At 64.6% G+C, this 12,019-nt stretch carries 11 protein-coding genes and 1 tRNA gene; 8 read left to right on the top strand and 4 right to left on the bottom strand.

The genetic code is table 11. The features are described 5' to 3' along the window. The first annotated feature begins 104 nt into the window (after window positions 1–104). The 3 genes from B5M41_RS20795 to B5M41_RS20785 all read left to right on the top strand — a co-directional run bounded on the left by B5M41_RS20795 (window position 105) and on the right by B5M41_RS20785 (window position 2,510). Window positions 105–323, top strand: coding sequence for a DUF2842 domain-containing protein (locus B5M41_RS20795; RefSeq protein WP_134650931.1), 219 nt, complete (start codon window positions 105–107; stop codon window positions 321–323). Between the two features lie 5 nt (window positions 324–328). After that, window positions 329–1,072: a metallophosphoesterase family protein gene (locus B5M41_RS20790; protein ID WP_134650930.1), complete on the top strand. Its 744-nt coding sequence runs from the start codon at window positions 329–331 to the stop codon at window positions 1,070–1,072. A 187-nt stretch (window positions 1,073–1,259) separates the two neighbouring features. Next, complete coding sequence (locus B5M41_RS20785; protein ID WP_230640263.1) at window positions 1,260–2,510, top strand: GNAT family N-acetyltransferase; 1,251 nt, start codon at window positions 1,260–1,262, stop codon at window positions 2,508–2,510. Between the two features lie 4 nt (window positions 2,511–2,514). Here B5M41_RS20785 and B5M41_RS20780 read toward each other — a convergent pair whose 3' ends face one another. Beyond that, on the bottom strand, window positions 2,515–4,758 hold the full coding sequence (locus B5M41_RS20780) for a GumC family protein (protein ID WP_134650929.1): 2,244 nt from the start codon (window positions 4,756–4,758) through the stop codon (window positions 2,515–2,517). A gap of 181 nt (window positions 4,759–4,939) precedes the next feature. Between B5M41_RS20780 and B5M41_RS20775 the strand changes: the two genes are divergently transcribed. The 5 genes from B5M41_RS20775 to B5M41_RS20755 are packed head-to-tail and all read left to right on the top strand — an operon-like array spanning window position 4,940 to window position 10,715. Continuing rightward, window positions 4,940–5,515: a polysaccharide biosynthesis/export family protein gene (locus B5M41_RS20775; protein ID WP_134650928.1), complete on the top strand. Its 576-nt coding sequence runs from the start codon at window positions 4,940–4,942 to the stop codon at window positions 5,513–5,515. Window positions 5,516–5,520: 5 nt separating this feature from the next. Further along, window positions 5,521–6,708, top strand: a complete 1,188-nt coding sequence (locus B5M41_RS20770; protein WP_134650927.1) for a glycosyltransferase family 4 protein — start codon at window positions 5,521–5,523, stop codon at window positions 6,706–6,708. Between the two features lie 55 nt (window positions 6,709–6,763). Next, window positions 6,764–8,320 (top strand): undecaprenyl-phosphate glucose phosphotransferase, encoded by a 1,557-nt coding sequence (locus B5M41_RS20765; RefSeq protein WP_134650926.1) that lies wholly within the window; start codon window positions 6,764–6,766, stop codon window positions 8,318–8,320. Further along, window positions 8,317–9,561 carry an O-antigen ligase family protein gene (locus B5M41_RS20760; protein WP_230640262.1) on the top strand — a complete coding sequence of 415 codons (1,245 nt, stop codon included), beginning with the start codon at window positions 8,317–8,319 and terminating at the stop codon, window positions 9,559–9,561. The genes B5M41_RS20765 and B5M41_RS20760 overlap by 4 nt, the downstream gene beginning before the upstream one ends. Further along, the gene (locus B5M41_RS20755; protein WP_134650925.1) at window positions 9,561–10,715 is read left to right on the top strand and encodes a glycosyltransferase family 4 protein; all 1,155 of its coding nucleotides are present in this window, start codon (window positions 9,561–9,563) and stop codon (window positions 10,713–10,715) included. Before B5M41_RS20760 ends, B5M41_RS20755 begins: the two co-directional genes overlap by 1 nt. A gap of 65 nt (window positions 10,716–10,780) precedes the next feature. On the opposite strand, the gene B5M41_RS20750 is transcribed toward B5M41_RS20755, so the two are convergent. From B5M41_RS20750 to B5M41_RS20740, 3 genes are all read right to left on the bottom strand, one after another. Continuing rightward, window positions 10,781–11,032, bottom strand: coding sequence for a GlsB/YeaQ/YmgE family stress response membrane protein (locus B5M41_RS20750; RefSeq protein ID WP_134650924.1), 252 nt, complete (start codon window positions 11,030–11,032; stop codon window positions 10,781–10,783). 109 nt (window positions 11,033–11,141) lie between these two features. Beyond that, window positions 11,142–11,218, bottom strand: a tRNA-Pro gene (locus B5M41_RS20745). Window positions 11,219–11,397: 179 nt separating this feature from the next. Beyond that, the gene (locus B5M41_RS20740) at window positions 11,398–11,580 is read right to left on the bottom strand and encodes a hypothetical protein (RefSeq protein ID WP_134650923.1); all 183 of its coding nucleotides are present in this window, start codon (window positions 11,578–11,580) and stop codon (window positions 11,398–11,400) included. Window positions 11,581–12,019: the final 439 nt, after the last annotated feature.

Genomic DNA, 12,019 nt, shown 5'->3' with positions numbered 1-12,019 from the left:
GAACTGCTCCGACGTTGATTTGCCCGACCGGGCCGTGCAAAACAAGGCCCGAAGCTTTGCGGCATGCCGTCGCGCCCTGCAGCCCCGCCGAACGAAGGTCCGAAATGCCCCCTCGCCTGAGAAAACTGATCGGCACGATCCTGATCATCATCCTCGTGCTCGTCTATGCGCTGGTCGCGACCACGGTCGCCGTCGCGACGCTGGGGGAATCGCCGTGGTATATCCACCTCCTCTATTTCACGCTCACCGGCCTTTTGTGGATCCTGCCGGCCATGCTGATCATCAAGTGGATGGAAAAGCCCGGCAAGCCGCGCGAGGAGTGACGGCAATGCGCATTGCGGTGATTGCGGACATCCATGGAAACGATCTCGCACTGGAAGCCGTGCTGGCGGATATCGATCGCCGCGGCATTCGCGAGGTCGTCAATCTCGGCGATCACCTGAGCGGCGCGCTCAATGCAGGCCGCACCGCCGATATCCTGCTGTCGCGCGCCGATATCGCCTGCATCGCCGGCAACCATGACCGCTGGCTCATCGAAAAACAGTCGGACGCCATGGGAAGCTGGGATCGCAGGGCGCATGCGCAGCTCGCCGCCCACCACCTCGACTGGCTGGCCCAGCTGCCGCCGACCCGTCTCGTCGCAGACACCGTCTTTCTCTGCCACGGCACGCCCGGGACGGATACCACCTACTGGCTCGATGAACCCTCCGGCGAAGGCGTGATGCAGCTTTCCCCGATCGAGCGGATCGAGGCGCTGGCCGGCGGCATCGACCACCCGGTCCTTCTCTGCGGCCATACCCATATCGCGCGCGCCGTGCGCTTGCGCGACGGCCGTCTGGTCGTCAATCCCGGCAGCGTCGGCTCACCCGCCTATGATGACGACGAACCGGTGCCCCACAAGGTCGAAACGGGTACGCCTCATGCGCGTTATGCCGTGATCGAGCGGCATGGAGACCGGTGGGACGCCACATTTCATCTCGTGGACTACGATCACATGGCCATGGCCCGTCTGGCGGAAAGCCGCGGCGAGCTTGCCTGGGCGTGTGCGCTCGCCACCGGCTGGCTGAGCTGACGATCCGGCGTCGACCGATCACCCCGAACGTTCGGATTTTCGGATTTTCGTTATGAAATTGCTAACCGCGCCGGCCAAATTCCCCGGGCATGCGCCGCGGGAGCACTGGATTTAAACCTTTTGCGCAAGCCTGGTGCCTATCGTGTCCGATGCGGCAAGACGGCCGCAGGTGCATAAAGGCGACACCATGGGAGCGATGCAACTCAATTTCCAGGCGATGCCATCCGAGCCGGCGCCGGCCGATGCGACGGCGGCCGGTGACGGTGCGCTCGCCTTCGGTCCTCTCTCCATCCGCCTGCACGACCGCATGGAACCCCTGGAAGCCGCATGGCGCGCGCTGGAGGCGGAAAACAACCTGTCGCTCCACCAGAGCTATGACTGGTGCCGGGCCTGGGCACGCACACAGGGCACGAAGCTGCTGGTCGTCGAGGGCGCATCCGGCGGCCGCACGCAGCTCATCCTGCCGCTCGAAATCGTGCGGCACGGGCCGGTGCGGATCGCGCGCCTGCTCGCCACCGATTTCAGCAACCTCAACACCGGCCTCTATACGCGCGCATTCCGGGCGCTTGCCTCGCCGCCCCGGTTTCGCAGGGCGCTGCGCCAGGCACGTGGCGACTTCGCCCGCCATTTCGACCTTCTCCTGCTCGACAAGGTGCCGCTCGAGTGGCGCGGTGAAACCAATCCGTTTGGCGACCTGCCCGCCGTCCTGAACCAGAACGCCGCCTTCCAGCTGCCGTTGCTGGGCGATTTCGAGCGCACGCTCGCCCAGATCAATGCCAAGAACCGGCGCAAGAAGTTCCGCAACGCCGAACGCCGTCTGATGGAGCTTGGCGGCTACGAGCACATCATCGCGCCGGCCGGAAACGAGGCGCTTGCGCTTCTGGAAACCTTCTTCCGTCAGAAGTCCGTTCGCTTCCAGGCGCTCGGCCTGCCGGATGTCTTCCGCGACGAGCGTACCCGTGATTTCTTCCGCGCGCTCGTGACCACGTCAGCGTCGGATACCGAATATCCGCTTCAGCTTCACGCGCTGCGCCTCACCGGCCCACATGCGGGCCATATCGCCGCCATTGCCGGGCTGTCGCGCAAGGGCGATCACGTGATCTGCCAGTTCGGATCGCTCGATGAAAGCGTCGCCGCGGGTGCGAGCCCCGGCGAGTTCCTGTTCCATCTGGCCATTCGCAAGCTCTGCGGGGAAGGCGTGGCGCTTTTCGATTTCGGCATCGGCGACCAGCTCTACAAACGCTCCTGGTGCACGATCGAGACGCCGCAATACGACCTGTTGTGGGCGACGACACCGGCCGGCAGCCTCGCGGCCGCGCTTCATCGCCTGAAGGCGGGCGCCAAGCGCTTCATCAAGCGCAATCCGCAGATCTACGCGTTCCTGCAACGCCGGCGCTCGGGGCGGCAGGCGGCCCGCGCCGGCACGGGCACGGACTGATCCGTCAGGCCACGCGGCGGCCCGGATGGCGGGGCGGTTCGCCCGTCTCGCCGGTCATCAGCAGGATGTCGCTGTAGCCCGCCTCGTCGAAGGCGCCGATGAGGTCCACGACCTCGTCCTCGTCCGCACCGGGCAGAGAGAGGATGACATCCGTCTCCCGGTCGCGGGTCAGGCGGCGCACGCCCTCCACCTCGGCCGGGCCGCATTCCACGATCACGGTATCATAGGCGTCCGACAGCGCGTCGATCACCATGGCCAGCCGGTCGATGCCGCGCATGGCGCGCCGGATATTGGCATTGCCGCGCGGAATGACATGGGCGGGAGAAAGACGATCGCCGTGGATGATGTCGCCGAAAGCGGCTTCGCCGACCAAAAGGTCCGTGATCCCCGCCAGGTGAACCGACTCCGCCATCAGGCGGGTCGGGCAGGCCGAGCCGGTCAGGTCGATGATGAGCGTGCGGCGATGCTCCTGCGCGATCCGGCGCGCCAGCATGACGGCGGCGGTCGAGCCGCGATCGCCCGACGGCGAGACCGAAATGGCCACCGAAATGTTGTTCTCGATCATGTGCCGGGCGACGGCATTCACCGAGAAATCGCCTTCGTCCTCTTCAACGGCAACCGTTTCGTCCGCCTCGGGCACGAGCGCCGGTTCCAGGTCCTCGTCGTCTTCCTCGACGGGACGGATGTCGGCGAGCAGCGACCGGGCCGGCGCATGCATGTCGCGAACGGCGACGTGCTCGGCGTGTTCCCGGCGAACGAGCGGCGGCTGGTCGGGCACGAACTCGGTCTCGGCAGCTTCATCCTCATTCTCTTCGCGGCGGCGGGCGGGCGTCGCCACCACACCGACCGGCTTCAGGGCGCGGCCGCTGAACAATTCGGCGAGCAGGATGGCGATCGCGCTGAGCGCGAAGCCGGCCACGCCGCCGACGATGGTGATCGGGATCACCTTGGGGAAAGCGACTTCCGTCGGTTCGACGGCCGCTGAAATCACGCGGGCATCGGCGGGTGTGGCGCCGTCGCCGGTGCGCGAGGTCGCCTCGCGGTAGCGGGCAAGGTAGGTTTCGAGCAGTTCGCGCTGGGCTGCGGCCTCGCGCTCCAGCGCCTTGAGGCCGACTTCGTCTTCACCAGCGCGCGCCGTATCCGCCTTGACCGTGTTGAGTTGCTGGACGAGCTGCGTCTCGCGCAGGCGTGCCGTCTTCGCCTCGTTCTCAAGGCTCGACAGGATCTTCTGGGTTTCCGACTTGATCTGCGTGCGAATACCAACGAGCTGCGAGCGCAGGCCCTTCAGCCTGGGATGTCCTTCCAAGAGCGATGTCGACAGGTCGGAAATCTGTCCCTGGATCTGCGCCTCGCTCTCCTTGAGGCGCTGGATCATCTGGGAGCCGACGACTTCGGTCAGCGTATCGGGCGCGCCGCCATTCTGCAGCACCGCGCGCACGCTTTCGGCCCGCGCCTCGGCGGTGGCACGCTCGCCGCGAACGCGGGCAAGCTCGGTCGAGATGTCGTTGAGCTGGCGCACGGCGAAGGTCGAGTTCTCGCCTGTCGGCAGCAGGTCGGATTGCGAGCGGTACTCGGCGACCTTCTGCTCGGCCTCGCGCACCTTCTCGCGCAGGTTGACGATTTCGGGCTCCAGCCAGCGTGACGCCTCGGAATTGGTATCGAGCTTGGCGCCGCTTTGCAGCGACAGGTAGACCTTCGCCATCTCGTTGGGAATGGCGGCCGCAAGGCGGGGATCGCGCGAGGAGAACTCGATGCCGATGACGCGCGACTTCTCCACCTGGTAGACGACGAGCTTTTCGTTGAACTCCTTCAGCACCCGCTCTTCCGGCGGCAGATCGAGCGGGTTCTTCTTCAGGCCGAGCAGCACGAGCAGATCGGAGACGGCCGACGGCTTGGCGGTCGGGTCGAATTCTTCCAGCTCGTAGAGTTTCATGTTGCGCGCGACCTGCTTGATCAGGTCGGCGGATTTCAGCATCTGCACCTGGCTGGCGATGCCGAGTTCGTCGAAGGCCGGCTGCTCCCTGCCCTGCGAGCGGTCCTGGCCCGTCGTGAAGGCCGGCTCGCGGGTTTCGATGAGAAGGCGCGATTCACTCTTGTAGGTCGGCGTGATGGCGCTCGCGATGGCAAAGGCGAGGCCCGCGCCGGCAACCGTCGCCAGCAGCACGCGCATGCGGTGCCGCCAGATCGCGCCGAAAAGGCCGCCAAGGTCGATATCGACATCCTGCTGGCTCCCGTGAACGCCCGACATATCTCTACTCCAAACCGACGATTTCCGCGCACGGTAAACAAATATGGTAACCCAAGCGTTAACCATTCTGAGTTGTGTAAATAAGATTTGTTACTTTTGCGCGATATCGCCCGCATATTTACCGGCCATTAACCCTAACGGATGGATAACGAAGGCCACACTCTGATTTGGGACTGAGCGAATGACGTTCGCAACGATCAACAAGGGCTTGCTGCTTGCGCTGGCGCTTATCGTGCCGGCCGTTGCCGGCTGCAGCGGATACCGCCCTGCCCCGAAGGCCTTCCATGAAGCGACCATCCAGCCATACCGCCTCGACAGCGGCGATCGCCTGCGCGTGACCGTCTTCGAACAGGCCGGCCTGTCCAACACCTATACGATCGACCAGGCCGGTTATCTCGCCTTCCCGCTGATCGGCGCCGTGCCGGCACGCGGCCAGACCATCCAGGAACTGGAAAGCATCATCGCCGCGAAGCTGCGGCAGGGATACCTGCGCGATCCCGACGTCTCCATCGAGGTCGATCGCTACCGCTCGATCTACATCATGGGCGAGGTCGGCCAGGCCGGGCAGTACAGTTATGTCGCGGGCATGACCATCCAGAACGCGATCGCGGTCGCCGGCGGATTTTCGCCGCGCGCCAACCAGCGCGACGTGGACGTGACGCGCAAGATCAACGGCAAGATCGTCACGGGCCGCGTTTCCATCTCCGATCCCATCCTGGCCGGCGACACGATCTATGTTCGTGAACGGCTGTTCTGAGCATCATGGCGGACGATGGGGCTCTGCGCATCATTCACTGCTTCCGTTCCCCCATCGGTGGAATCTTCCGTCATGTGCGCGACCTTGCCGAATTTCACACGAAGGCCGGGCATGATGTCGGCATCATCTGCGACAGCCTTACAGGCGGCTCGTTCGAAGATGTGCTCTTCGACGAAATCCGCCCCTATCTCTCGCTCGGCCTCGTGCGCATGCCCATCAGCCGGTCCGTCGACCTTCGCGACATCGGCGCGTTCAGGAAAAGTTATCATGAAATAAAAGGTTTGCAGCCGGATGTCCTGCACGGGCACGGCGCCAAGGGTGGCGCCATTGCCCGGCTCATCGGCTCAGCCCTGCGGGTCAACAGGTATCGCGTAGCCCGCCTCTATTCGCCGCATGGCGGCAGCCTGCACTATACGAGCCGCACGGCGGCGGGCCTGGCGATCCTCACCGCCGAACGGCTCCTGGAGCGGCGCGGCGATGCCCTCACCTTCGTCTGCGACTACGAGCGTGACGCCTATATCGCGCGCGTCGGCACGCCGCGCGTACGCGCCGAGCGCATCTATAACGGCATTCACGATCGGGACTTCGAGATCGTCTATCCCCGCGAGGACGCCGTCGACTTCCTCTATATCGGCATGCTGCGCGACCTGAAGGGTCCGGATGTCTTCATCGAGGCCTTCGCGCAGACCGAGCGCCGCGTCGGGCGGCCGCTTTCGGCGCTGATCATCGGCGACGGGCCGGACAGGGCGAAGTACGAGCAGCGCGTCGTGGAGAGCGGTCTCGGCCGCCGCATCGGGCTGCTGCCCGCCATGAAGGCGCAAGAGGCCTTCGCGCTTGCCCGCACCGTGGTCGTTCCCTCGCGCGCGGAAGCGCTGCCCTATATCGTGCTGGAAGCGATCGCCGCCGGCCGCCCGGTCATCGCCAGCCGCGTGGGCGGCATCCCGGAAGTGCTGGGCCGCGACAGCCCCGCGCTGACCGAGCCGGGCGATGCCGCCTCCCTTGCCGCGGTGATGACACAGGCGATGAACGATCCTGTCTGGCTCCGCAAGGCGATGCCCGAGCCCGTCGCCTTCAGGAAGACGTTCTCCGCCCGGACCATGTCGGAGGCCTTGCTTGCGCTTTACCGGGACATTCTGGCCACCCAGAGCGGCAAAACGCGGCCGTTCGGCGCGCCTGGCACCCGCCAGCCGTAAACGTTTCTTAGGGGCTTCATGCTATCTGAGGCTGAAAGCCTGCTGAGGTACAGCCATGAACCAGATCCAACCGCCCGACTCCTTCGATCCGGATAGCCTGCGCCGCAAGGTGTCGGAAATCCGCACGCTTTCGCAGGAGACGAAGTCGGGCGACGAGGAAACCGTCGAGCTCAACCCGCTCGCGCGCAAGATCGCACAACAGTTCCGCATCGACACCTTCTCCCCGTCCATGATCACGGGTCTGCTTCGGCTTTGCGAATTCGCGATGCTGCTGGTTATCGGCTACGCCATCCATGCCTTCTATGTCGGCATGGGGCTGACGGGATTCTATGCGCTGGTGCTGTTCGGCGGCGCCGCGGTCGGCGTGCTGACGCTCCAGCTTGCCGATAGCTATCAGATTCCGTCGCTTCGCTCGCCGCTGCGCATGATGCCGCGCATCCTGGCCGCATGGGCTGCCGCCTTCGCCATCATGGCGCTGATGGTGTTCTTCTTCAAATCCGGGCAGCATTATTCGCGCATCTGGTTCGTCTCCTGGTTCGCCGTGGGCGCGGTCTATCTCGTCGTCGAGCGGCATATCATCGCCTATGCCATCCGCCGCTGGGCGCGCAACGGCACCATGGAGCGGCGCGCCGTCATCGTCGGCGGTGGTGAGCCGGCCAAGGAACTGATCCGCACGCTGGAACAGCAGCCGGAAAACGATATCCGCATCTGCGGCATCTTCGACGACCGCGACGAGCGCCGTTCGCCTTCCGTCATCGCCGGCTATCCGAAGCTCGGCAACGTCGCCGAACTCGTGGAATTCGCCCGTCTCGCGCGCATCGACATGCTGATCATCTCGCTGCCGCTCTCGGCGGAAGCACGCATCCTGACGCTGCTCAAGAAGCTCTGGGTGCTGCCGGTCGACATTCGCCTTGCCGCGCATGCCAAGGGCCTGCGCTTCCGCCCGCGCAGCTATTCGCAGGTCGGCAGCATGCCGATGCTCGACATCTTCGACAAGCCCATCGCCGATTGGGACAATGTCGCCAAGCGCATCTTCGACCTGTTCTTCAGCATCGTCGCGCTCGTCCTGCTCTGGCCGGTCATGCTGGGCGCGGCCATTGCCGTCAAGCTCTCCTCGCCCGGGCCGATCATCTTCAAGCAGAAGCGCCACGGCTTCAACAACGAGATCATCGACGTCTACAAGTTCCGCTCGATGTACACGCATCTCTCCGACCCCTCGGCCCGCGCCGCCGTCACGAAGGGCGATCCGCGCGTCACTCCCGTCGGTCGCTTCCTGCGCAAGTCCTCGATCGACGAACTGCCGCAGCTGTTCAACGTGCTGAAGGGCGAGCTTTCGCTGGTCGGCCCGCGCCCGCACGCCGTGCAGGCCCAGTCGCACGACCGCAAATATGTCGACGTGGTCGATGGCTACTTCGCCCGCCACCGCGTCAAGCCCGGCGTCACCGGCTGGGCGCAGATCAACGGCTGGCGCGGCGAGATCGACCATGACGACAAGATCCGCTTCCGCACGGAATTCGATCTCCACTATATCGAGAACTGGTCGCTCTGGCTGGATCTCAAGATCCTGTTCCTGACGCCCTTCCGGCTGCTCAACACGGAAAACGCCTATTGAGCGACGCGGCCCTCCCCTATGCCCCGCCGTTCCGGCCGCAGCTTGCGGCCGTCGGCGTGTTCGGCTCGATGCTGGTCGCGGTCGGCGTCTTCCTGTCCGGCTTCGTCATGAGCGAGCCGGCCCCCTACGAGCTGTTCATGGCGGGGCTCATCGGCCTCTGGGCCATCGTGGGGCTGCGCATCTCGCGCGGTGTGGCCCCCCTGCTCGTCCTGCTCGTCACCTTCAATGTCGGCGGCATGCTGTCGCTGACCGTGATGGACGACCTGGCCGGCGGGCCGATGTATGTCGCCGTCTCGCTGTTCCTGGCACTGTCGAGCGTCTTCTTCGCCGCCATCATCGAGGCGCGCCATTCGCGCCTGGAGCTCATCTTCAGGGCCTGGGTGGCCGGCGCGCTCATCACCTCCATCCTCGGCATCCTCGGCTATTTCCATGCCTTTCCCGGGGCGGAAGCCTTCACGCTCTACGACCGCGCCAAGGGCGCCTTCCAGGACCCGAACGTCTTCGGCCCCTATCTCGTCGCGCCGTCGCTCTACCTGATGTACGGCCTGCTTTCCGGCCGCATTCTCGGCGCACCGCTGAAGATCATCGGTGTGCTGATCCTGGCGCTCGGCGTCTTCCTGTCCTTTTCCCGCGCCGCCTGGGCGCTCTACCTGTTCTCGGTGGTGGCGCTCGTCTTCATCATGCTGCTGAAGGAGCGCACCGGCGCCTTCCGGCTGAAGATCCTCATCCTCAGCATCTCGGCGGCGGGCCTCATGATCATCGCGTTGCTCGTGGCGCTCCAGTTCGACAAGGTCGCGGACCTCTTTTCCAACCGCACCCAGCTCGTTCAGGATTACGACGGCGGGCATCTTGGCCGTTTCGACCGCCATCGCATCGGCTTCCTCATGTCCATGGAAAAGCCGCTCGGCATCGGCCCCATGGTGTTCAGCAAGATCTTTCCGGAAGACGAGCACAATATCTGGCTGAAGTCGCTGACCAGCTACGGCTGGCTCGGCTTCCTTTGCTATGTCTCCCTCATCGCCTGGACGCTCAGCGCCGGCTTCAAATACCTGCTGCGCAACAGGCCGTGGCAGCCCTACCTGATGATCGCCCTCATCACCATCGTCGGCCACAGCGTGATCGGCTTCGTCATCGACACCGACCACTGGAGGCACTTCTACCTGCTGCTCGGCATCCTCTGGGGCTGCTTCGCGCTCGAGCGGCGCCATAACCTGCGCAGCGTCAAAGGCGCTGTCTCCTGATGAACGCAGCCCCGATCAGGAACCCAAGGCCCCTGCGCCTCCTGCAAATCCTGGAACCCAGCGGCGGCGGCTCCGGCCGGCATTTCATCGACCTGTGCCGGGGCATGCAGGCGCGCGGCCACAGCGTGCATGCCATTTACTCCCCGGTGAGGGCGGAGGAGCGGTTCGTCGCCGAACTCACCGCCCTCGACCTCGCCGGCATCCATGTCGTGCCGATGAAGCGCTCGCCGGGCCCGGCCGATTTCGGCGCCTGGCGTCAGCTGACCGGCGTCATGCGCCAGGCAGGCCCCTTCGATATCATTCACGGCCACAGCTCCAAGGCGGGCGCGCTCGCGCGTCTGCGCCTGCCGGGACGGCATGTGCCGCGGGTCTACACGCCGCATGCCTTCCGCACCATGGATCCCGGTCTCGGCAAGACAGGCCGCCGGGTCTTTGGCCTGATCGAGACGATGCTCGCGCGCCTGCTGACCGACCGGCTGATCTGCGTCTCGAAGGACGAGTACGCGCATGCCCGCGGCCTCGGCATACCGCGTGAGAAACTCACCATCGTCGTCAACGGCGTCGAGACGCCGCCGGACGATACCCGCGCGGCCGTGCGCAGGGAACTCGGCATCCCCCCGGATGCGCTGCTCTACGGTTTCGTCGGCCGCCTCTGTCATCAGAAGGCGCCGGAACGGCTGGTGGCAGCCTTCGACCGCCTCGCCGGACACCTGTCGCGCGCGCATCTCCTGATGATCGGCACGGGCGAGGCGCAGGAGGCGACGCGCAGCCGGATCAAGGCCAGCAGCCATGCCGGGCGCATGCACCTCACGACGCGCTTTACCGGGCCCGACGCGATGGCGGCGATCGACGTTCTCGTCATGCCGAGCCGCTACGAAGCCATGTCCTATGTGATGCTGGAGGCCGCCGCCGCCGGCAAGCCGCTCGTCCTGACCGATGTCGGCGGCGCCTCGATGGTGTTGAAGGACAAGCACAACGGCCTGCTGATCGAAAACACAGACGACCCCGAGCGGCTGGCGGACGCGATGCTGAACCTCGCCAGCCCGGACAGCCTCGCCCGCTACACCGCCGCCGCCGAGGCCCGCAGCGCCGACTACGCCCTGCACCGCATGATCGACGAGACCGAAGCGATCTACCGCAGCCTCGTCGCGTAAGATGTGCGCAAACGAAAAAGGCCGCCTCTCCTCACGGAGAGACGGCCTTGGGAAACGTGTTTTCTCTATCGCCTGATAGCGCGCGCCACCGCGATGAGAATGCAGGCGCCGATGAAGCCCGCGATCAGATAACCGATCCAGCCGCCCAGCGAAACGCCGATAAGTCCGAGCAAAAGGTTCGCCAAGGCCGCGCCGACGATGCCCAGGAGGATGTTCATGAGAACGCCCATGTCGCTCTTCATGAACCGTTCCGCGAGCCAGCCCGCAATACCGCCGATGATGATGGCCGCAATCCAGCCGATGCCTGCTTCTTCCATGTCCGTTGCCCTCTCGCTCGAATGACACCGGCGAAAAGAGCCGGCGGCATGGTAACGCGAAGAACCGGCAAAAGTTCCGGTGAAACAGGATATGTGGGAGAAGGAGAATTGGTCGGAATGGCGGGATTCGAACCCACGACCCCTTGACCCCCAGTCAAGTGCGCTACCGGGCTGCGCTACATTCCGGACCGAGCAAACCCCTATTATCTCAGCCATTTGGATGCAAGCGGAAATTTGCACCTTGGCACGAAAAAGGAACAGACGGCGTGGAAATGCAGCGGTGGGAACCTAAAGTCCCACCGGAGTCCCACCAGAGGTTCCGAATATGTTCTGGCGGCGCTTATTGACTCTTTCCTTCCTCAAGATCATTTACCGCTCGGGCGGAACGTGAACACATGAAGAACGAGGGATGCGGCCCTTCGAAGGAGAAGCCGCATGCCTGAAGAGAAGAGGCACACGTCAAACAGGACTTGGGCGGGCATGATCGCCCTTGGGATGAGGCTGACCGTTTCCTGCTCGCCCTGCAAGCGCTCGGTGGAAATCGACATGACCCGCCTACCTCCGAACGAGGATGCCATCGGTCGAACATTTCGGTGCACGAAATGCGGCGGCAAGGGTCACTGCATCGTTAGTCCAAAGGATATCGAAAACTACGCCAAGCCTAATGCGCCGATCGATTTCATAGGCCCTCGCCCTGAGACAAAAAACCGATCGCCCCGTCGCAGGAGGCGGTGACCCCATGTCGAGACTCACATACACCGCCGATATGGCTATAGAGCAGACTGACACCCACCCCCATGCCCCCGATGAGCATTATTGCGAGCATCCCGGCTGCAATGAATGGGGCGGCTTCGGCATGGCCCGCTCGAGAGGTGAGCCCGTACGCTGGTGGTGCTGGGGACATTATCCATACAAGGAGCCAGGATCGGCCCGCACCGGTGGCGCCTTGCCGGCCTGAGGCGGCCGCTTTATCTTCCAGATGTCTGG

The sequence above is a fragment of the Shinella sumterensis genome (assembly GCF_004514425.2).
Taxonomy (GTDB): Bacteria; Pseudomonadota; Alphaproteobacteria; order Rhizobiales; family Rhizobiaceae; genus Shinella; species Shinella sumterensis.
Note: the sequence above shows the minus strand (reverse complement) of the source record. Positions and strands in the feature narration are given on the sequence as shown.

Excerpts from the sequence above, each read along its gene's own strand:
- B5M41_RS20795 (WP_134650931.1), top strand. The coding sequence starts at position 105 with ATGCCCCCTCGCCTGAGAAAACTGATCGGCACGATCCTGATCATCATC.
- B5M41_RS20790 (WP_134650930.1), top strand. The coding sequence starts at position 329 with ATGCGCATTGCGGTGATTGCGGACATCCATGGAAACGATCTCGCACTG.
- B5M41_RS20785 (WP_230640263.1), top strand. The coding sequence starts at position 1,260 with ATGGGAGCGATGCAACTCAATTTCCAGGCGATGCCATCCGAGCCGGCG.
- B5M41_RS20780 (WP_134650929.1), bottom strand. The coding sequence starts at position 4,758 with ATGTCGGGCGTTCACGGGAGCCAGCAGGATGTCGATATCGACCTTGGC.
- B5M41_RS20775 (WP_134650928.1), top strand. The coding sequence starts at position 4,940 with ATGACGTTCGCAACGATCAACAAGGGCTTGCTGCTTGCGCTGGCGCTT.
- B5M41_RS20770 (WP_134650927.1), top strand. The coding sequence starts at position 5,521 with ATGGCGGACGATGGGGCTCTGCGCATCATTCACTGCTTCCGTTCCCCC.
- B5M41_RS20765 (WP_134650926.1), top strand. The coding sequence starts at position 6,764 with ATGAACCAGATCCAACCGCCCGACTCCTTCGATCCGGATAGCCTGCGC.
- B5M41_RS20755 (WP_134650925.1), top strand. The coding sequence starts at position 9,561 with ATGAACGCAGCCCCGATCAGGAACCCAAGGCCCCTGCGCCTCCTGCAA.
- B5M41_RS20750 (WP_134650924.1), bottom strand. The coding sequence starts at position 11,032 with ATGGAAGAAGCAGGCATCGGCTGGATTGCGGCCATCATCATCGGCGGT.
- B5M41_RS20740 (WP_134650923.1), bottom strand. The coding sequence starts at position 11,580 with ATGTCGATTTCCACCGAGCGCTTGCAGGGCGAGCAGGAAACGGTCAGC.